Consider the following 21,355-nt stretch of genomic DNA (forward strand, 5'->3'; position numbering starts at 1 on the left):
TCATCAAATTAATTATATTTTCATATCTAAAATGAAAAAGACAGAGTTTACTAACCCTGTCCGTACTTCGTATCATGCATTTTTTTCAAGGGTATTTGTTTTATATACATTTAAATAATCATTCCACTTCAAACAATTTTGTAAATATTCACGGAAAGAATACGAAAATCTTGGGTGTTTTTGTTTTTGAATTTTTGCAATAAATAATTGAAGACGAGACTGAATTAGAAACGATAATGGATGCTGTGCCTGTAGGACAGGGATTTCGAATATTTTAATGCAATCCCCTGTTGAATGAGTGAAATAAAAACTTTTCGTAATCACAATATCAATCCTCTTTTTCATTGGATTTTGAACTTCCTCTACTTTGCGCTGTAACACGTTGTTTAAAGTGGAGTAAAATCAGCCTTATATGATTTCTGTAGTCCTTATCGCTAGAAGATTTATACTCTATTCATCTCCACCTAATTCACCTTCCCGTCCTAAATATCTCTGAGACGGGAATCTCATTATCCATCAATTGTTTAATACATTTAGTATAAGCTTATAAAAGCGCAAAGTTTGTCTAAATTTTGGAGATTCTATAATTTTTTTCTTCTATATATTGTATACGTTTATAGCTATAGTATAACAAATAAATAAAAAAGTGCCTTTATAACGAGGCACTTTTCGACTGCATTTCTTCTCTTTTCTTTTTCCTCTTACTAACAACCTTTGATAACGCAATACTTACTTCATAAATACAAATAAGCGGCACTGCAACTAAACTATGAGATAAAAAGTCTGGCGGTGATATACAAGATGCAATGATAATTAATGCTACGTAAGCATACCTTCTTATTTTTATTAAAAATTCCGCCGTAAGTATTCCAATACTAGTTAAAAACATTACAACGACTGGCAATTCAAAAATCACAGCAAATGGAACTGTTAAATTAAGTACAAAATGAAAATACTTTTCTGTCGTAAACATCGTATTAAACATTTCATTACCTATCGTAGTTAAAAAGTGAAATAGAAACGGCATTACAATAAAGTATCCAAAACATAAACCTGCAATAAATAATATAGACAATACCGGTATATACATTATTGTCATCTTTTGTTCATTTGGATGTAAACCCGGTTTTACAAATAACCAAATTTGTATAGCAGCAAAAGGAATTGTACAAACGATAGCAAATACTGTAGCAATCGAGAAAAAAATCCACAATACATCACTTGGACCGAGAACAGTTAATTTCATTGGTAAATCTTTTACAAGCCAAAAATAAATATCCTTTGTAAAAGTAAATCCAATAATTAAAAATAGTACAAAGGATAACACCGTATATATTACTCTTTTTCGAAGCTCAACAATATGTTCTACTACGCTCATTTCCCGATTTTCCATCTCGTTCACCACACTTTATTTATCCATTACAAGGAAAATACACTACATTTTTTCTTTCTTTTCCTTTTCTTGAAATGCGTCATCTGTCAATTCTTTCGTTGATTTTTTAAACTCTTTTAACGTTTCCCCTAAAGCCTTCCCGATTTCCGGCAATTTTTTAGGTCCAAATAAAATGAGTACTGCTACTAAAATTAAAATTAACCCTGGAAAGCCAATATTTGAAAACATTTCCCCATCCCCTTTATTAGTAGTTTCCTTGTCCTACTATTACATAATTTTATTTTGTCAAAAAAGTTTGAAAACGTCAACAAATCCATTGTCTTTTGTCAAAAAAATTCAAAAATATAATCAATTATACAAATTTCATTTTCTATTGCTCTTGTGTATGATATGGTAAGGGAAATGACATATTATTTTATGATAGTAGAAAGGATTTGCATTATGACTGAAAAAATGACACGAATGACCCAATTTGTAAAAGAAGAAATTGCAAATGCAATTACACATGGTATCGGTGCCATTTTAAGCATCCCTGCCTTAATCATATTGATTATTCATGCTTCTAAGCACGGTACCGCATCAGCCGTAGTTGCATTTACTGTTTATGGTGTAAGCATGTTCTTACTGTACTTGTTTTCAACATTGCTACATAGCATTCATCATCCTAAAGTAGAAAAAATATTTACTATTTTAGATCATTCAGCCATTTACTTATTGATTGCTGGCACGTATACTCCTTTTCTACTTATTACACTTCGTGGCCCATTAGGATGGACGTTGCTTGCTATAATATGGACACTAGCAATCGGAGGTATCGTCTTCAAAATTTTCTTTGTACGTCGCTTTATAAAGGCTTCAACTTTATGTTACATCATTATGGGATGGCTCATAATCGTTGCTATTAAACCACTTTATGAAAATCTAACTGGACATGGTTTTTCACTACTTTTAGCAGGTGGAATTTTATATTCTGTTGGAGCTATATTCTTCCTTTGGGAAAAGCTACCTTTCAACCATGCCATATGGCACCTGTTCGTTTTAGGTGGTAGTGCGATGATGTTCTTCTGTGTACTCTTTTATGTCTTACCTACAGCATAATAAAAAAGGATTCAGCTTACTATAAGCTGAATCCTTTTTTATTACTTATGTAATTGTGATGCAATAACTTCCTGTGTATGCTTCGTTAATTCTTTAATATCCATATTCGCATAATCTTCAGGTGTAATCGGCTTAGAAATTGTTACTGTTGCATGAGCTGGCTTCATACGATTTCCATTCGCTTCAAACATCTTATATGTACCATCTAACGTTACAGGTAAAATTGCTACACCTGACTTTACTGCCAGATGAAAACTACCAGCCTTAAACTCTCCAACTTCGCCACCCTTACTTCTCGTTCCTTCAGGGAAAATTACAATAGAATGTCCATTCTTTAATAGTTCAATTCCATCTTTAATCGCTTGAAGAGATTGACGACGATCGCTACGATCCATAAATACACAATTCATCAGTTCCATCCAAGTTGGTACAACTGGGAACTTTTTAATCTCTGCTTTTGAAACGAATCCAATTGGTTTATTTAAGTAACCTAGTAAAACAGGGATATCCATATTACTTTGGTGATTACTTACAACTAGTACTGGCTTGTCTTTCGGAACATTTTCAAGTCCTTTCACTTCTACTGCCCCTCCAGCTACACGTACCATTTTCTTACCAAACCAATTTGTCGTTTTATACACAGCATTGTCTTTTTCTTTTGGCGCCATCGTATTTACTTGTCTTTTAAGACGCCACATTCTCGGTGTAATCGCAATTACGATTAAAATTAAATAAAAGATTTTAAAAAACGTTTGAATCATACAGAACCCCCACCTATTATCATTCCGACCTTCATTATACTAGACAAACGAAGGAAAAAGAAGAAAAAAAGTCCAAACAGCAAGTGTTCGGACTTTTTAAGCATTCTATATTAGAAACGTTTTGCTAATTCACGAGCATTAGCAATTGCTGCTTCTTTAATTTCTTGTGCTTTTTCAGGGTTTGCATTCATACCTTCAACTGCAATATATTCAGTATCATTTACACCGACAAATCCTAATACAGTCTTTAAGTGATTGCGACCGAAGTCTACAGCTGCGTATGCTCCTTCAGAATATACGCCACCTGTTGCTTGAATGTGAAGCGCTTTTTTACCTTCTAATAAGCCGACTGGACCATTTTCAGTATATTTGAATGTTTTACCTGCGATTGCTACGTTATCTAAGTATGCTTTTACTACTGGTGGATAGCTAAAGTTCCACATTGGAGTTACGAATACATAACGATCTGCATTCATAAATGTTTCTAAGTTTGTGTTCATTGCTGCTACTTTTTGTTGTTGAACTTCAGTTAAAGCTTCAAAGCCTTCACCTGCTGCAAATTTACCCCAAGCAGCAAATACATCTGCATCAATTGCTGGTACTGTAGTGTTGAATAAATCAATTGTTACAACTTCGTCTTGTGGATGTTCGTTTTTATAAGCTTCGATGAAAGCTTCCCCTACTGCCATTCCGAAAGAACCTTCTGCTGAATTTGGATTTGCTGTAATAAATAGTACTTTTGTCATTGTATTCTCTCCCTTTTTTCTCTTTATCTTTAATTCAAGATTTGTTTTTTAAAAGTTAATAACTTACCTTATGTAAGTATAATACAAAAAGTTTTAATCAATGTCAATAAAAAATAGCTACTTTTTTTTCGTAAGTTAATGATTTACTTTGTTTCCTTAAAATTCAGTATACAGATATTAAGAACTCTTTCATATAAAAAGGCTACCTCTACAACTTATAGAGATAGCCTACTATTACATATTATTTTTGAAATACATGTTTTACTTTTTCAGCTGGAATATTACTTCCGCCTCTACCTTTTACATCTTCAATCATCATTGTAATGACCATATCTGGGGAATTTAAATCAAATGCAGCGAACCAACCTAGTTCTTTTCCTTCGGCCTCTTTTGATACTTTTAATTCCGCTGTACCTGTTTTTCCAGCAAGAGTCATGCCATCAATTTTAGCAATTTTCCCTGTACCATCTGGATCATTAATTACTTTCGTCATTGCAGTTTTTAATATATCCTGATTTCCTTTAGAAATTACATTTTCTTTCCAAGCTTTTGGTTGTTTATCTGTTTTAATAATATACGGTGACGGAATCGTTCCATCATTTACAATTGGCGCATACGTTAAAGCTAAATGAAGAGGAGTCATTAATACTTGTCCTTGTCCATATCCCGTATCTGCCATTTGAATATCATTTTTAATGCCGTCATTTGCAATTTTAGAAGCAGGGAATCCATATTCAATTGGTAGTTTCTCATCGAATCCGAATTTTTTTGCTTCACTCATAAACTTGTCTTTTCCGATTTTCAAAGCTTCTTGTGCGAAGTAAATATTATCCGAGTATTTCATCGCCTTATCAAGATCAATCGGATTTGCATCTTTCACACGCGTTACATAGTAATTACCCCAAGAAGAATCTTTTGTCCATTTTAATCCTTCAATTTTCAACTCTTCTTTTGGATCAATCGTTTTCGTTTCAAGACCAATTGCAGCTGTAATAGGTTTAAATACAGAACCTGGTACCGACAATTGTGTAAAGCGATTTGTCATTGGTTTTTTCGGATCATTATTCCAAGCTTCGCGTTGTGCCTTCGATGTCCCTCGTGCAATTATATTAGGATCATATGCTGGACTACTTACTAGTGCAATTGTTTCTCCACTTTTCGGATTAATTGCTGCACTTGAACCAGCTTCGCCCTTCATTTCATTATACGTTTTTTCTTGAACAGCACTATCAATAGTTAAAGTTACATTTTCTCCATCAACAGCATCTGTTTTTGCCAAGTTTTTAATTTCTTTTCCTTGCGCATCTTCTACAAAGACACGGCCACCTTTTTTACCGCGTAACTTTTCCTCTAATACTTGCTCTAAACCAGCTTTACCAACTGGGTCATCAGCTTGATAGCCTTTCTTTTGTAGCGTTTTTAAATCTTCAGCATTTACCTTTCCAATATAACCAGTCAGATGAGCTGCCGCTTCCCCTAACGGATATGTACGAACATTTACAGGTTTTGTTGAAACACCTGGTAAATCAATGTACGTATTTTGTGTTGCCCCTTCAGGCAAAATTCCAATTGGTACGAGATACCCTGGTTTTACCCATTTAGCAGCTAATTTTTGATCAATTTCTTCTACAGACATATTTAATAACTTCGCTACTGTTTCTTTCGTTTGCGGAGCAGTATCGCCTAACTTTTCAGGAATCAATCCGATTTCAGAAGCTTTCCCATTCGTTGCAAGACCTTTTCCATTACGATCGTATATTTCACCACGTTTTGGCTGTGTTGTCTGCATACGCACTTTACTATCTTTCGTCATGCCTGGGAAAATAAAATCAGGAGTCCAATCTATTTTCCAAGATTCTTTATCTCCATCTTTTTCTTTCACCATTTTTACTTCATGACCAAATGTAATTTTACCACCAACTGTATCCATGCTTACTTTAAAAGGAACAGGACCTTCATCTTTTTTATCTTCTTTTACTTCCCCTGTTTCTACCTTTAAGTCTTTCACTTCGATACCAGAATAAATTTTTTCATATTTCTCAGTAAACTCTTTCTTTGAAATATCTTTTTTTGCATTTTTTGATAGTTGATCATACATATCTGCAAATTTTTGTTTATTCCACGCTTTTACATATGTATCAAACGCTTCTTGTGGTTTTTCTTCTTTACCACATCCAACTAACATGAATGTTAAGCAAAGAAAAAGAATCCCCCATATCTTTCTCAATCGATTCTCCTCCTCTTTCTATATTAGTACTTTTGAAAATTTTAGCATTTTTACATGCTACCTATCATTATAGCACTATCGAATCTCATCTATAAACTTATATTAGTGAATATAAATAAAAAGATTGATGCGAATTCTCACATCAATCTTTTTTATTATTGTTGTTTCTCATATACATGGTAATAATACGTATACGGGTTTTTTTCATCCGTTAAACCTTTTTCTACAAAAATCTCTTTCCAATTTGTCATATCTATTTCTGGGAAGAATGTATCTCCTTCAAATGCATGATGGATTTTTGTTATATATAACTTGTCTACATAAGGTAAAAAGAGATCGTAAATTTGCGCTCCACCAAAAATAAAAATCTCTTCTTCATTTTTACATAGTTCAAACACTTCTTCTACAGAATGAACAACTTCACAGCCTTCAACATGATACCCTTCATTACGAGTTACAATAATATTACGTCTTCCAGGCAGTGGTCTACCAATCGCTTCATAGTTCTTTCTTCCCATAATAAGCGGGTGACCCATCGTTGTTTTCTTCACGTATTGTAATTCACTCGGTAAACGCCAAGGTAAATTATTATCTTTACCAATTACTCTATTTTCGTCCATAGCGACCATAAATGAAACAATCATTTTTTCATCTCCTCTACAATTATACTGCAACCGGTGCTTTAATTGCTGGATGCGGATCGTATCCTTCAATCGTTAAATCTTCCATTTCAAAATCGAAAACAGATTTCACATCTGGATTTAATGTAAGTTTCGGGAATGGACGTGGTTCACGTGCCAATTGCTTTTCTACTTGTTCAAAATGATTTGTATAAATGTGTGCATCACCAATTGTATGAACAAATTCTCCCACTTCAAGTCCGCATTCATGTGCAATTAAATGTGTTAGTAATGAGTAACTTGCAATGTTAAATGGAATTCCAAGGAATATGTCACCACTTCTTTGATATAACTGACAAGAAAGCTTTCCATCTGCTACATAAAACTGGAATAACGTATGACAAGGCGGTAAGGCCATACTTGGTACATCTTCTGGATTCCAAGCAGAAACGATTAAACGACGTGAGTCTGGTGTTTTTTTAATCATTTCAATTACATCTTTTAATTGATCAAGTGTCTCACCAGCTGTCGTTTTCCAAGCACGCCACTGTTTACCGTAAACGTCTCCTAAATAACCATATTTATTTGAGAACTCATCATCTTCTAAAACGTTCTTTTTAAACAATTCCATTTGCTCGTCGTACTGTACTTTAAATTCTTCATCTTGTTGTGAGCGAAGACCAAAATCAGTCATGTCAGGACCAGTATACTCATCACTTTCTACCCAGCTCTTAAAAGCCCATTCATTCCAAATGTTATTATTATGCTGCAATAAATAGCGAATATTTGTATCACCTTTCATAAACCAAAGCAGTTCACTTGCTACAAGGCGAAACGGTACTCTCTTTGTTGTTAATAAAGGAAAACCTTTACTTAGATCAAAACGCATTTGATATCCAAATACAGATACAGTGCCTGTCCCTGTACGGTCTTCTTTCTTCGTACCATGTTCCATTACATGGCGGCATAAATTTAAGTATTCATTTTCAGCATGTTTCATATGTAGGAAAACCTTCTTTCAATCGTATATGCAATTTATCATAACATGAAAAATGATAAATTTAATAATCCTAATTAATAAAATTTCTTGCGCTAATTCTTACAAAATTATTAACTTTCCGAATATAAAAAGGTTTTCATTTTCTATTACCGAAAGTATAGTGCGGTAGAACAAAATTTATATTTGGAGGTTAGAAGTATGTCTAAAATTGAAACGCCTGTTATGACTTCTTTACAAACAACGGTTGAAAAAATGATGAAGGATTTAAATGTTCCTGGTGCTGCTGTCGCTGTTATAAAAGACGGTGAAGTTATTATTTCAGAAGGTTTTGGCTATCGTAATATAGAAACAAAAGAGGCTGTTACACCGAATACTCGATTCGCAATCGGTTCCTCAACGAAAGCATTTGGCACACTTTCATTAAGCTTGTTAGCACAGCAAAAAAAGTTTAATTGGGATACCCCTATCCAGTCTTATATACCTAACTTTACTTTATCTGAACTACTTGCTAGCTCACAAGTTACAGGACGGGATTTAGCTTCTCATCGAACTGGAGTGAGTCGTCATGAGGCTCTTTGGTACAGTTCTTCCTTATCTCGAAAAGATCTCGTTGAAAAAATAAAACATTTACCACTTGATGCACCGTTCCGGACTGCATTTCTATATAACAACTTAATGTATGCAACAATTAGCTACATTGTTGAAAACATTACAAATCAAACGTGGGAGCAATACACTACAGAACATATTTTAGAACCTTTAAATATGAGACATACAAACTTCTCTGTTAACGATTCACAAACTACAGATGATTATGCTTTACCTTACATTGAAAATGACGGTGAAATAAAAGCAGTTCCATTCCGTAACATCGATACAGTTGGCGCTGCTGGGTGTATTAATTCCACAATTGAAGATATGGCAAATTGGGTACTTCTCCACTTAAATGAAGGAAAATTTGGAGATCATGAATTAATCTCCTCTGAATTATTACAACAAATGTATACACCACACAATTCAATTCCAGACCAACCGGTTTTATCACTCCCTGAATCTCCATTAAATAGTTACGGTCTTGGTTGGTTTATTAGCGCTTATCGTGGTAAAAAAGTGATTCATCATGGCGGTAATATCGATGGATTTTCAGCGCTTGTTTCATTCATACCAACAGAAAACATAGGCCTTGTCATTTTAACGAATGCTGGAGGAACATTACTTCCTACTTATCTCGCTAATCAAATTTATGACGAACTACTTGAATTAGAATCCATTGATTGGCATAAACGTGCTGTAGAAGATACTAAAAAAATGAAGGAAATGATGAAAGAAGCAACTGAATCCCTCCCTGAACAAATTAAAGGGACTACACCTTCGCACAAGTTAGAGGATTATACTGGTACTTTTGAACATCCTGCATACGGAACATTACAAGTATACAAACGAGATGATTCGTTATATGTACAATTTATGGAAATGGATATTCAATTAGGGCATCATCATTACGACATCTTCTCCGCAAAAGTTGACTTATTCCAAATGAAAATGAGCTTATTATTCGCTTATGAAATGAATGTAAGTGGTGAATTCCCATCCCTTCAGTTACATGTACCAACTACATTAAGTACTCAGCCGCTTACATTTAAGAAAATTAAATAAGTATCTTGATGGTAAAAAATAAAGGTAGGTGCGAATCACACCTACCTTTTCTATTTCATATCAATCTTATCTGGTTGAAACCAAATTGGCTTCGATAACTCAAAGTTATTATGATCCTCTAAAACTATAGTAAGACGCTCTAACATATCCTCTAACATATGCGGTGCTGCTCGTAATGTCCAGACAACTGAGGAGAAAACTGTCATGCCAACGTACACTGTGTATAATTTCCAGAACTCCTCTGGTATTTTCCTATTAAAGTATCCTTCTATTTGTCCGATTGAATACGGAATACTAATGTCCCTTGCAAACAGTGCAATTTTCACAAAATCATGAAGTGGGTCGCCCCAGTCGTAGCCATTAAAATCAACAACACCTACATATTTTCCATCCCGTACAATTATATTTTCTAAATGAAAATCATCGTGTTGAAATCGATTTGGGCGGTTCTTTAAAGATATTTCATTTTCTTCAATAAACTTTATGATTTTATCATCATTTTTTATGTTTATTCCACATGTTTTATATGCCTCTAAATATTTACTATGTTTTTTCATTGCTCTTTCATACCATGGAAGTATATTATTAGGAGCTTCATATGTATGCATTTTTGCTAAATCTTTTCCTGCCTCTATACCAATATCATATTGTTCTTTTGGTGAATACGTAGGCAATAGCTTCTTCGCATCCTCCCCTTCTAAATATGAAAAAATGCCATAGCATAAACCTTCTTCTGCCAACAAACCCATTTCAATTGGTTTTTGTGCTTGCACACTACGATTTTGCATTTCATTTAAAATTTGAAACTCTATTTTCTTTCTTTCATACTCTTTTATATCGCCTGTCCGCAATAAATATTTTTCATTATTCGTACTCGTAATTATATATTTCTTATCAGGCGAAAAACCTTTAGAAATTTCTTTAATATCCACTGCATCTTTTACTATTTGTATATTATTTTGCCATGCTGTAATTATCTTCATATCTATTCCCCTTACATTTCTGCATTTGGTGTATAGGCAACTTCTACAATAAATCCATTCGGATCGTAAAAATCAATCGTATAATAACCTTCCGAATAATGATTCATTTCAATTGGACCACGTATTACCTTCACTTTCGTACTAGAAAGAAAATCTGCTACTTCATCAACTACTTCTCTATGAATAGCTTGATAACAAATATGTCTAGGCCCTAACGTCCTTACAATTTCCTCATCTACTTCTTTAAAGTATATTTCACTTTCTCCTGTGCTATATGCTACTTCATTTAACTTTCTCCACCCAATTATGGAAAACAACTTATTATAAAAAGAAATGGATTCCTCTAAATTTGCTACCCAAAATTCAATATGATGAATGCCTGCTCGCAGTGTATTCATATTAAGAATACGCTCCTTGTACTACTTGCACAATTTCCATCGGCTTATGAACCATGTAATCTGGTGCATCTTTTTTCACTGTTTCAATAACATCATATCCCCAAGATACCCAAATTACGTTCACTCCAGCCTTTTTACACGCTGCTACGTCTCGCTGTTCATCACCGACATATAACATATCTTTCTCTGTTATTTTTTTTGATTTCAAAAATCTTTTTATGATTTTATCTTTACCAAACAAATTTTTAGAACAATACACTTCTTGAATATTTTCGATACCATTCTTGTGTAAAAACGCCCGAATATGCTCTTCTGAGTTCGATGATATGACTGCAATTCCGTAGCCTTTTTTATGTAGTTCATCTAATACTTCTTTCATCCCATGGAACAAAACGAGATTTTTTATAGCAGGCTGATATAATTTATAAAATTCCAACGCTAATATCGGTAGTTTATACAGTGGTACATTAAGTTGTTTACATCTCTCTGGCATCGTTAATTTACGTAAATGTTCAATTTCGTCTTCCTTTACTGCTTTATACCCATGTTTTTCAGCAAGTTGATTATAAATCGGCACAAATATATTTTGTGAATCTACTAATGTGCCATCAAAGTCAAAAACAATATATTTTTGCATTCCCATACTCCCTTTGCTTCTTTTTTCTAAACCTATGTTATTCAACAACATAGTTGTCTGCCCCTTCTATAAAAATAAAAAAGAACAAGATTTTCTCTTGTTCTTTTTAAGACAACCATTTCGGTGGTACATTCGTATTCCAATAAATATTTCCTAACTCATGATGTCCAGAGTATCCATCATCAAAACGGTGGTAATGGAAATTAAAATAATAACCATCTTGCGGTGGATGATCTCTTCTTACATGGAAACGCAATAAATCATTTCCAGATTTCGTATCGTAGACGTGAAAAATCTTCTCGTTATTTCCACCAGCTGGTTTTTGAGAAATCGCTAATGATTGTAGTGAATCTTCTGGTACATCACTAGCAAGCTCAGCAATTGCCTCTTCAATTTTCGGTAATATTACATCTTTAAACTCATCTTCAATTACTGGACCAATTTTAGTACCAAACTTTTGCATCGACTGCTTCTCTGCTTCTTGCATTGCATAAGTAATAAAAGTATCGGTGGTTAACCTGTCATTCGTTTCTTCATATGTATAGGACGTGCTCTCCAAACTTTGTTGCCCAGCTGTGCTCGTAGGCTTGTCCGCAGCTTTGGCATTATCAAGTAATATGGAAGGAGGCGTCACTAAACCAAATGTAAACACGGTAATTAATGCGACTAAGGTTTTTCTAAACCAATTTGGCATTTATGTTCCCTCCCCTTTCACTCATTATTTTTTATATAACGGTGGTTTCTTCTATTATACAAAATGATTGTAATTTTTGCACTTTACAATTTTGTTAACGTTCACATATTTTTCACTTGAATATGAAATTGTAAGATTTCATACAATAAAAATACAACAACAATAAGGAGGCGATCAGATGACTTTAGATGTCATGTATTCCGCCGCAAGTATACTCGTTTTAGTATATTTTATTTATCAATGTGTTACAGACTAGAAAAAGAGCCGTCAATGGCTCTTTTTTTATGGTACAAATACAATCCATACAATTAATAAAATAAAAACAACGCTGCCTACCACAGCTGGCAATAAATAAAACTGTGAAAGTATAACTATTCCATATAAAAGTATTGCTGGTAGTAATAAATAACGATCTGCCTTCCATCTTAACAATAGTAATTTCCCTTCATCACAATATAAACGAAGAAACATCTTATTCGTAAATTCATTCCAATAATCACGTGCATAGCGAGAAATTGCAACTACAGCAAATACGAGAACAATAGCTGCAATCCACCTTGGAGTCATAATTATACTTGCAGTACTGATACATACAATTTGAATATAAAATATTCGTGCAGTACTTGTACGGAAAAATTCTTTCAAAAAAGATTCGACAATACGAGAATCAGCTTTTTTCCCTAAAAGTCTTTTAGAGCGCGGAAACATCCACGATTTTTTATTCGAACTACTCGGTTTAGCCGCATGACCACCAACTTGCATAATTCCGCTTGTCCAGCGCATGCTTTCCTCCTTTTCTTTCTCGATTTCTTTAAAAAAGAACTTTTTATAATTCATTTTCTCTTTTACTAATACACTACTTAAGAAAATTACTAGACCGATAAATAAAATTGAATACAACGGATTTTTATAAATAAAAAATAAACTAATTCCAAAAAAGGACACGCTCATAGAAAATACTATATTTTTTACAATCCATAAAACCCATCGTTTCCCCACATGTACATGAACAAATCTCGTTAACAACGACAACATAAATCGAAATATAGTAAAGAATACCCAAAATAATAGGACTTGTATTTCTGTTACTTCGATACTTTTCATCAACACCGGTAACATAATAACGACTACTATTATATTCGTTATCGCTATTCGAACAAATGTGTACATCATGCCATACTGGACTAATTTTCGCATATGTGTTGCATACGAAATTAAAAATAAACTATCCGCTTGCTCAAAAAATGAACGAACTCCTCTTGGATATGTTACTAGATAAAATGCGAGTAATCCTAATCCGAAATAAATCGTCTCTTCCGTTGATAATTCATTTATCCATAGCGATCGATAATAGATTCCCATAAATATAAGTGCTGGAATAATAATATATAATGCGACTGTCCAATCTGTTACCGAATATATAGACTTCCATTTCCGCTGGAGTTCATGGCGTAATCTCTTATAAAATTGTTGTTTAATCATGTTGTTCACGCCTTACAATTACATCAAAGCAGTCTAATAATGAACTACCCGGCATTTCCGCTAATATTTGAATAGATTCTAAATGTCCATCTGCGACTAATGTACCTTGTGAAATGAGTAAAAATCTTTCACAAATTTTTTCAGCAGTATCTAATACGTGCGTACAAAGTAAAATTCCTGCCCCGCGCTCTTTTTCTTTATATAAATAATTTAAAAACTCTTTCGTAGCTACTGGATCTAAACCGATAAAAGGTTCGTCAATGATATAAAAATCTGGCTCAGTTAAAAACGCCAATATTAGCATAGATTTTTGTTTCATGCCTTTTGAAAACTTTGATAAATACTCATGTTTATGCTTATTCATTCGAAAAGTATGTAATAATTGTTCCGCTCGTTCTTCCCAACTTCCCATTTCACTTCCACGAGCTGCCATTAATAATTCAATATGTTCCCAGAGCGTCAAGTAATCATAGTATGTTGGATGTTCTGGTACGTATGCATACGGATTTTTCTTTTCACCGAATGATATTTCACCGTCCATATTTACAAGTAATCCGAGTATCGTTTTAATCGTCGTACTTTTCCCAGCACCATTCGCTCCAATAAGAGCAACTAGTTCACCTTTTTCGATAGAAAAAGCTATATCATGAATTGTTTTTTCGCCTATTTCATATCCAGCTGAGCGGATATTTACTTCTAACATGTATTTCCCCTCTTTCCATTTCCAATACAATCAAGGAAAAGAATAACATATAATTATCTATATATCATTATAAAATATTTATTTTCATAGCAGGAAAAAACATTTTTTAACAGAATATTAAATGTTTGATTACATTTTATTGGGGTGGATAATATGTCTTTTCAAATTCGTGAAGCAACGATAGATGATATAGACGCACTTTGTTCTTTAACGAAAGAATTAAAAGGTTCCTCTATTTCCTATGAAGATATGAACAACCGATTACAATTCGTACAAATGAGTCCGTTTGATTTTTTATATGTTTACGAGGAAAAAGAAGCTATATTTGGATTACTTGGATTTCGTATACGTGAAAATTTAGAAGATGTAACACGTTATGGAGAGATTTCAATTATTAGCGTTGATTCTAACATACGACGGAAAGGCATTGGACAAGTTTTGATGGATTATGCCGAGCAATTAGCAAAGAAACATAATTGCATTGGCACATGGCTAGTTAGTGGAACAAAAAGAGTAGAAGCTCATCCTTTTTACAAAAAATTAGGTTATGAAGTAAATGGCTACCGATTTGTAAAATATTTTTAAACTACTTTATAAAGTGAAGGGACTATAACTATGACAAACATTAAAGCAATTTTCATTGATCGTGACGGTACAATTGGTGGTGACACTACAATACATTATCCAGGATCTTTTACATTATTTCCATTCACAAAAACATCCTTGCAAAAACTAAAAGCTAAAAATATAAAAATTTTCTCTTTCACAAATCAACCCGGTATCGCAGATGGAATAGCAACTGTAGCCGATTTTGTACAAGAATTAGAAGGCTTCGGTTTTGATGATATTTATGTATGTCCTCATAAACACGGTGATGGTTGTGAATGCCGTAAACCAAGTACAGGCATGCTGCTTAAAGCAGCAAAAAAACATGGACTTAATTTAACACAATGTGCTGTAGTTGGTGATCGTTGGACTGATATTGTTGCAGGAGCAAAAGTAAATGCGACTACGATTCTAGTCCGAACAGGCGCTGGGTATGATGCTTTGCATACGTACCGAGACAAATGGGCACATATTGAACCAAACTACATTGCAGATAACTTTGAAGATGCAACAAACTGGGTTTTAAATCAACTATAATACAAATGAAAATTTTGATTCACCCGAAATAATTTAAAACATAGTTAAAATAGCCTTTTTGGCAAATAATTGTATTCCACAAAACAGATCAACTCAAAAGGTAGCAAGTTCCCTTTTGATACGCAAACATTGCAATTCAAATTATATTTTTTATTAGTAACAACAATTAACGTAAAGAAGGAATAGCTTAGTGGCTATCCCTTCTTTATTGACTTCTATTATTTACATTTGTTATCTGTTTTTATTGAGTATTCTCATCGTTTTTATACTCCAAAATATCCCCTGGTTGACACTCCAAAGCTTTACATATCGCTTCTAATGTTGAAAAACGAACCGCTTTTGCTTTCCCATTTTTCAAAATAGAAAGATTCGCCATCGTAATTCCAACCTTCTCTGAAAGCTCCGTTACACTCATTTTTCGTTTTGCTAACATGACGTCAATATTAATAATGATTGTCATATCCGCCACCTCAGACCGTCAAATCATTTTCTGATTTTATGTGAATTGCTTCTTGTAGAAGTCGTTGGAGGATAGCAGCAAAAACGGCGATAACGAGCGAAGCAAAAACGATAATGAGTCCCACTAACCCAATAGGAGGGTCCATTTTTTTCGCTATAAAATAAAAAAGTGGCAAACTTAATACATACAAACCACTGATTGTAATTGCACAGCGCTTTATATTCTTTAACGCCTTTACTGATAATTCCGAGAACGCTGTGTTCTCATCAATGTACTGTAAAAGATTGAAAGCCTGATAAAGAGCAACGTAAAAAGGCACAGCTGCTCCATACATCACAATGAAAACAAGATATTTCATCGGAGCAATATTAGGATACAAATTTGCTGCGAAATTCGCCATTTCCGGCACTAAAAGTATGCATAAAGCAAGTACTGAAATTCCAGCAAGAAAAATAATTACTTTTAAGAACGTTGTTGAACTTCGTTTAAGATTCATTTACAATACCTCACTTATTTAATGGCAACATAATTTTATCACAATGTTTATCGTTTAACAATAAATAAATATCGTTTTCATTAATGTATTTTTTAATTTAGGCAAAAATAAAAAAGAATTTCTCATTACAAAGAAATTCTTTTTCTTGAAAATGCCTCTTTCAACTTAATTTTTTAAAACGTTAATTCGTAATGGAAATAACGATTATCTCTCAAATAGCCATTTTCAGCGTATAATCGTTGTGCTGATAAATTATCAATCTCTGTTTGCAATTTTACACCTTTTGCTCCATTTTCTAATGCGTATTCTTTAGCAGCTTCTAATAATTTTTTACCTGTTCCGGCTCCACGCTTCGCCGCTTGTACAAATAAATCATTTAAAATCCATAATTCTTTCATTGAAATGGAAGAAAATGATGGATATAGTTGCGTGAACCCAATATATTCGTCGTCTTCAACTGCTACGAAAATAACGGACTCTTTTCTCTCAATTCGATTTCGTAAAAATACTTTTGCCCCTTCTAAATCAGAATCTTGTCTATAAAACATGCGATAGTTATTAAAAACTGATGCCAGTCCATCTAAATCTGCAATTGTTGCCTCATATATTCTCATTTTACTCCATTCCCCTTCCAATACTGTCTCATTATATCCGTTGCCCATTTAGGCTGGTGTATTTCTTCTGTCGGCATAAACTCTTTCATTATTGGTTTTATATCCAATATAGGAGTGCCATCAATAGCATCTAATCCCTCAACAATAATTGATTTACCTTCTCTTTTGATCACCTTTACAATTGTTACACCTATGCGATTCGGACGATTTTTCCCGCGCTGTGCAAAAATACCTACTTCAGGATAATCCTTATTATTTCTAGGATGTCTAGCAAAATACTGAATTTGCTCGTCAGTTACTTTATGAAAATAAAAAACAACTTCAATATGAGAAAAATTTTCAATCCCTTGTATACTTTCTTCTGCATACATTTCAGTTAAAGTTATACGAGATCTTACTTCTCCCCACTCATCATCTTTTATTTCCTTTCTTTCATTATGTACAAATGCGATTGGTTGAACTGAAAACATACGCATTCCCCCTTAAATGTAACCACTTACATTATAAAATATTTTCTGAATGTTTTCCAGATATACGAATAGAGTTTACATAATATAATTATACTCTATCTAGAGCTACCTTGACCGCTTCAATTGCATGTATATGAGCTGTATCAAATATCGGGACAGATACGTTTTCTTGCTTTATTAATAATCCTATTTCTGTACAACCTAATATGATTCCCTGTGCTCCTTTTTGCACTAACTCTTCGATGACTCTTTTATAATATTCTCTAGATTGAGATACTATTTTTCCTAAACATAATTCTGTATATATTACTTTATTTATTTCTTTTCTATTTTTTTCTGATGGTACTATTACTTTTATATTATTTTCTTCTATACGTGACTTATAGAAATCTTGCTCCATTGTATATTTAGTTCCAAGCAGACCAACCTTTTGAATGTCTTTTCTTTTAATTTCTTTTGCAGTTGCATCAGCAATATGTAAGACTGGAATATCAATTTTCGCCTTTATTTTTCCAACTACCTTATGCATTGTATTTGTACAAATGATTATAAAGTCTGCTCCCCCCTTTTGTAATGAATATGCCGCATTCCCTAGAATTTCTCCAGCACCATCCCAATCTCCGCTAGACTGACATCGTTCAATCTCTTCAAAATCCACACTATTAATCAAACATTTTGCTGAATGTAGCCCTCCTAATCTCTCTTTTATTTCTTCATTAATAATTCGATAATATTCAGAAGTTGATTCCCAACTCATACCACCTATAAGACCTATCGTTTTCATATAAACACCTACCTAAACTATTTTTATAAAACTAATAACAATGTTTTATTATGTATATTATACATAATAAAACAAGACTTTAAGTTTGGAATATAAAGTCTTGTTTTAACGGAATAATAAAGAATAATTCTACTTTCATTTCCAAGGAAATTTTTATAGAATATTCTGAAATTAACAATCTGATGTTTTTATAAATTCTTTATACTTATAATTAAAACACTCTCGATACAACTCTTTGATTTCATCATATGATGGAACACGTGGGTTATTAGCTGGGCTACCACTTTCAATTGCATCTGATGCCATTTTAGAAATAGCATTTTCAAATTCAATTTCATCGATTCCGTATTCTTTTAAATTTGGAATACGAAGATCAAAGCAAAGTTTTTTTATTTCACCAAGTGTGTAGTCTGCTACTTCCTCATCAGAATTCGAATACAAATCCTTATTTAAACTACGTCCAATTTTTGCTAACCTTTTCATTGCACTTGTTTTTGTAAACTCTAACACTGTAGGTAATAGTATGGCATTTGATATTCCATGCGGTACATGAAATAATGCTCCCACTGGCCTTGACATTCCATGAACTAATGTAACTGATGCATTAGAAAATGCAATTCCAGCTTGTAAGGAAGCAATCATCATCGCTTCTCTTGCCTCCATATTACGTCCATCTTCATATGCTATACGTAAATATTTCATAATACTTTCAATAGCTGAAAGGGCAAGTACATCTGTAAGTGGTTGTGAAACTTTAGAAATATATGCTTCAATCGCATGACACAACGCATCTATTCCTGTTGCTGCCGTAATTTGTGGGGGTAACGAACTTGTCAAAACTGGATCTATAATTGCTACTTTCGGTATAAAACTAGGATGCTTCATCATCATTTTTACATCTGTTTTTTTATTCGTAATTACTGCTACACTTGTAACTTCCGATCCAGTACCAGAAGTTGTTGGAATTGCAATAAGTGGTAGTGGATTGTTTTCTATTTTAACATCCTTTTGGACATAATCCTCAACTTCTCCACCATTTGTATATAAAACCGCTACCGCTTTCGCAGCATCAATACAACTTCCACCACCAATACCGATAATAAAATCGCACTTTTCCTCTTTACAAAGAGATAACGCTTCTAATACGTGTATATTTGTAGGCTCAGCATCCACTTTATTATATGTACTAACAGTAATACCTTTCTTATTTAATTGTTGCATACACTTTTCAACATATCCTAATTTTTCCATAATTGTATCAGTAACTATAAAAGCTCTTTTCCCTAACTTTTTTGATTGTTCTCCCAGTTTTTCAAGCGAATTCCTTCCATATAATACCGACTTTGGCATACGAAACTCAGAAACCTCTTGCAAGTCCCCCACCCCTTCTTATCCTAATTAATATTTTATAACATAAATTATCGATTTGATGAATCTTTACGATTCAAATTTTTTAATAGAGTCCTGTTAAAGTATAGAATGCGATAACTAAAAATACAGCAACCGTTTTCAAAATTGTAATAGCAAATATATCTTTATATGACTGTTTATGTGTTAATCCTGTTACTGTAAGAATAGTAATAATAGCCCCGTTATGTGGTAGTGTATCCATTCCTCCTGATGCCATTGATACGATACGGTGCATAACTTCTAATGGAATATCAAATTGATTGGCCGCTGCAATAAATTTATCTCCCATTGCACTTAATACTATTCCCATTCCTCCTGATGCCGAGCCTGTAATTCCAGCTAAAATATTCGTCGTTACTGCACCATTCACTAACGGATTTGTGAAAGTAGCAGAGATGCCATCTCTCATAATTGCGAAACCTGGAAGTGCTGCAATGACACCACCGAATCCAAACTCAGCTCCTGTATTCATCGTTGCAAGTAGCGCTCCACCAATACTTGTATTCAATCCAGCTTGGAAACCTGTTACTACTCGCTTCCAATATAATAATAACGTTGTTAAGATCCCTATAATAAGTGCCAATTCTACAGACCAAATTCCTACTACTGCACTTAATTCTACTTTTCCAAATGCTTTCATACCAATTGCAGAAAAATCAAAACCGCTTGGATACCACTTCGGTATCATAATAGTAAACACTTTATTCATTACACCTACTAAAATAAGTGGTATAAATGCAATAAGTTGTTGTGCTCTTGTGATTTCAATGTTATTAATTAATGGCATATTTTTTTGTTCTACTTGCAAAGATGCTGCCATTTCAGTATTTCCATCATTAAAACCAAAGTATCCTTCACCTGCCGCTTTTGCCTTCTTACGTCTACTCTCTAAATATAGTAAACCTAATGTAAGAACAAAAATTGCTCCTACAATCCCAAGTATCGGTGCAGCATAAATATCCGTTTTAAAAAATGTTGTAGGTATTACATTTTGAATTTGTGGTGATCCAGGTAACGCATCCATTGTAAACGTTACTGCTCCAAGAACAATCGTTCCAGGGATTAAACGCTTTGGAATATTAGCTTGTCGAAACAACTTAGCTGCGAACGGATAAACAGCAAACACTACTACATACACACTAACACCACTATACGTTAAAATAGCCCCCATTAATACAATCGCTAATATAGTACGTTTTTCACCAACTAACTCAATAATCGTTTTTGCGATAGAATCTGCAATTCCTGACATTTCCACTACTTTCCCAAATATTGCTCCTAATAAAAACACAGGAAAATATAATTTTATAAATCCAACCATTTTCTCCATAAAGATATTAGAAAAGAAAGGTAATACATAACTAGGTTCTGTCAAAAATACTGCAAATAATGCAAATATCGGCGCGAATAAAATAACAGAAAAACCTCTGTATGCTACGAACATAAGTAAACTTAGTGCTAATAATATAATAACTAACTCCAATTTTACCCCTCCATCAAACAGAATATTCTAAATTTTATTGATAAATTTCTACTAACCTTTTAATTCTGACATCCCTCCTCTTATTCATACAAATTTT

Annotated in this window: 25 protein-coding genes; 4 read left to right on the plus strand and 21 right to left on the minus strand. The window is 33.5% G+C overall.

The features are described from left to right. Positions 1–72 precede the first annotated feature (72 nt). From M1D66_RS16150 to M1D66_RS16160, 3 genes are all read right to left on the minus strand, one after another. Positions 73–324 (minus strand): DUF2535 family protein, encoded by a 252-nt coding sequence (locus tag M1D66_RS16150; RefSeq protein WP_000629012.1) that lies wholly within the window; start codon positions 322–324, stop codon positions 73–75. Positions 325–652: 328 nt separating this feature from the next. After that, a complete protein-coding gene (gene tatC, locus M1D66_RS16155) occupies positions 653–1,393 on the minus strand; it encodes a twin-arginine translocase subunit TatC (protein WP_000431523.1) in 741 nt (246 codons plus the stop codon). A 42-nt stretch (positions 1,394–1,435) separates the two neighbouring features. Next, complete coding sequence (locus tag M1D66_RS16160; RefSeq protein ID WP_000492443.1) at positions 1,436–1,621, minus strand: twin-arginine translocase TatA/TatE family subunit; 186 nt, start codon at positions 1,619–1,621, stop codon at positions 1,436–1,438. Between the two features lie 213 nt (positions 1,622–1,834). Here M1D66_RS16160 and trhA point away from each other — a divergent pair, with 213 nt between their 5' ends. Further along, the gene (gene trhA / locus M1D66_RS16165; RefSeq protein WP_000136889.1) at positions 1,835–2,491 is read left to right on the plus strand and encodes a PAQR family membrane homeostasis protein TrhA; all 657 of its coding nucleotides are present in this window, start codon (positions 1,835–1,837) and stop codon (positions 2,489–2,491) included. 41 nt (positions 2,492–2,532) lie between these two features. Here the strand turns inward: trhA and M1D66_RS16170 are convergent, their stop codons facing one another. From M1D66_RS16170 to M1D66_RS16190, 5 genes are all read right to left on the minus strand, one after another. Continuing rightward, positions 2,533–3,252, minus strand: a complete 720-nt coding sequence (locus M1D66_RS16170) for a lysophospholipid acyltransferase family protein (RefSeq protein WP_000616577.1) — start codon at positions 3,250–3,252, stop codon at positions 2,533–2,535. 110 nt (positions 3,253–3,362) lie between these two features. After that, on the minus strand, positions 3,363–3,998 hold the full coding sequence (locus tag M1D66_RS16175) for an FMN-dependent NADH-azoreductase (RefSeq protein ID WP_000170025.1): 636 nt from the start codon (positions 3,996–3,998) through the stop codon (positions 3,363–3,365). Positions 3,999–4,239: 241 nt separating this feature from the next. Then, positions 4,240–6,225: a penicillin-binding protein 3 gene (pbpC, locus tag M1D66_RS16180; RefSeq protein ID WP_242554610.1), complete on the minus strand. Its 1,986-nt coding sequence runs from the start codon at positions 6,223–6,225 to the stop codon at positions 4,240–4,242. A gap of 155 nt (positions 6,226–6,380) precedes the next feature. Next, on the minus strand, positions 6,381–6,869 hold the full coding sequence (locus M1D66_RS16185; RefSeq protein ID WP_000637205.1) for a dihydrofolate reductase: 489 nt from the start codon (positions 6,867–6,869) through the stop codon (positions 6,381–6,383). 19 nt (positions 6,870–6,888) lie between these two features. Then, a complete protein-coding gene (locus M1D66_RS16190; protein WP_000679609.1) occupies positions 6,889–7,845 on the minus strand; it encodes a thymidylate synthase in 957 nt (318 codons plus the stop codon). A gap of 198 nt (positions 7,846–8,043) precedes the next feature. Here M1D66_RS16190 and M1D66_RS16195 point away from each other — a divergent pair, with 198 nt between their 5' ends. Beyond that, on the plus strand, positions 8,044–9,501 hold the full coding sequence (locus tag M1D66_RS16195; protein WP_000034344.1) for a serine hydrolase: 1,458 nt from the start codon (positions 8,044–8,046) through the stop codon (positions 9,499–9,501). A gap of 50 nt (positions 9,502–9,551) precedes the next feature. Here M1D66_RS16195 and M1D66_RS16200 read toward each other — a convergent pair whose 3' ends face one another. The 6 genes from M1D66_RS16200 to M1D66_RS16225 form a co-directional block, all read right to left on the minus strand. Beyond that, positions 9,552–10,484 carry an aminoglycoside phosphotransferase family protein gene (locus tag M1D66_RS16200; protein WP_000692085.1) on the minus strand — a complete coding sequence of 311 codons (933 nt, stop codon included), beginning with the start codon at positions 10,482–10,484 and terminating at the stop codon, positions 9,552–9,554. A gap of 11 nt (positions 10,485–10,495) precedes the next feature. After that, a complete protein-coding gene (locus tag M1D66_RS16205) occupies positions 10,496–10,882 on the minus strand; it encodes a VOC family protein (RefSeq protein ID WP_001094668.1) in 387 nt (128 codons plus the stop codon). A 1-nt stretch (position 10,883) separates the two neighbouring features. After that, entirely contained in the window at positions 10,884–11,519 is a 636-nt protein-coding gene (locus M1D66_RS16210) for an HAD family hydrolase (RefSeq protein ID WP_041184029.1), read from the minus strand. Between the two features lie 106 nt (positions 11,520–11,625). Continuing rightward, entirely contained in the window at positions 11,626–12,213 is a 588-nt protein-coding gene (locus M1D66_RS16215; protein WP_001134421.1) for a YpjP family protein, read from the minus strand. Positions 12,214–12,495: 282 nt separating this feature from the next. After that, the gene (locus M1D66_RS16220; protein WP_212125832.1) at positions 12,496–13,695 is read right to left on the minus strand and encodes an ABC transporter permease; all 1,200 of its coding nucleotides are present in this window, start codon (positions 13,693–13,695) and stop codon (positions 12,496–12,498) included. Next, a complete protein-coding gene (locus M1D66_RS16225) occupies positions 13,688–14,398 on the minus strand; it encodes an ABC transporter ATP-binding protein (RefSeq protein WP_086385960.1) in 711 nt (236 codons plus the stop codon). The genes M1D66_RS16220 and M1D66_RS16225 overlap by 8 nt, the downstream gene beginning before the upstream one ends. A 153-nt stretch (positions 14,399–14,551) precedes the next feature. Between M1D66_RS16225 and M1D66_RS16230 the strand changes: the two genes are divergently transcribed. Both M1D66_RS16230 and M1D66_RS16235 read left to right on the plus strand, forming a co-directional pair. Further along, positions 14,552–14,983, plus strand: coding sequence for a GNAT family N-acetyltransferase (locus tag M1D66_RS16230; protein ID WP_016122419.1), 432 nt, complete (start codon positions 14,552–14,554; stop codon positions 14,981–14,983). 30 nt (positions 14,984–15,013) lie between these two features. Beyond that, positions 15,014–15,541, plus strand: a complete 528-nt coding sequence (locus M1D66_RS16235; protein ID WP_000181785.1) for an HAD-IIIA family hydrolase — start codon at positions 15,014–15,016, stop codon at positions 15,539–15,541. A gap of 241 nt (positions 15,542–15,782) precedes the next feature. Here the strand turns inward: M1D66_RS16235 and M1D66_RS16240 are convergent, their stop codons facing one another. The 7 genes from M1D66_RS16240 to M1D66_RS16270 form a co-directional block, all read right to left on the minus strand. Continuing rightward, positions 15,783–16,001 (minus strand): helix-turn-helix domain-containing protein, encoded by a 219-nt coding sequence (locus tag M1D66_RS16240; protein WP_000152534.1) that lies wholly within the window; start codon positions 15,999–16,001, stop codon positions 15,783–15,785. Between the two features lie 10 nt (positions 16,002–16,011). After that, positions 16,012–16,497: a DUF2975 domain-containing protein gene (locus M1D66_RS16245; protein ID WP_076876392.1), complete on the minus strand. Its 486-nt coding sequence runs from the start codon at positions 16,495–16,497 to the stop codon at positions 16,012–16,014. Positions 16,498–16,670: 173 nt separating this feature from the next. Further along, entirely contained in the window at positions 16,671–17,111 is a 441-nt protein-coding gene (locus tag M1D66_RS16250; RefSeq protein ID WP_001223868.1) for a GNAT family N-acetyltransferase, read from the minus strand. Continuing rightward, positions 17,108–17,581 carry a tRNA (N6-threonylcarbamoyladenosine(37)-N6)-methyltransferase TrmO gene (gene tsaA / locus M1D66_RS16255; protein WP_065223614.1) on the minus strand — a complete coding sequence of 158 codons (474 nt, stop codon included), beginning with the start codon at positions 17,579–17,581 and terminating at the stop codon, positions 17,108–17,110. The genes M1D66_RS16250 and tsaA overlap by 4 nt, the downstream gene beginning before the upstream one ends. Before the next feature lie 88 nt (positions 17,582–17,669). Then, entirely contained in the window at positions 17,670–18,365 is a 696-nt protein-coding gene (locus M1D66_RS16260; RefSeq protein ID WP_124749749.1) for an aspartate/glutamate racemase family protein, read from the minus strand. 171 nt (positions 18,366–18,536) lie between these two features. Continuing rightward, a complete protein-coding gene (locus tag M1D66_RS16265) occupies positions 18,537–19,739 on the minus strand; it encodes an iron-containing alcohol dehydrogenase (RefSeq protein WP_242554611.1) in 1,203 nt (400 codons plus the stop codon). A gap of 79 nt (positions 19,740–19,818) precedes the next feature. After that, positions 19,819–21,258 (minus strand): GntP family permease, encoded by a 1,440-nt coding sequence (locus tag M1D66_RS16270; RefSeq protein ID WP_000424327.1) that lies wholly within the window; start codon positions 21,256–21,258, stop codon positions 19,819–19,821. Positions 21,259–21,355 lie beyond the last annotated feature (97 nt).

Source organism: Bacillus sp. PK6-16 (assembly GCF_056530295.1).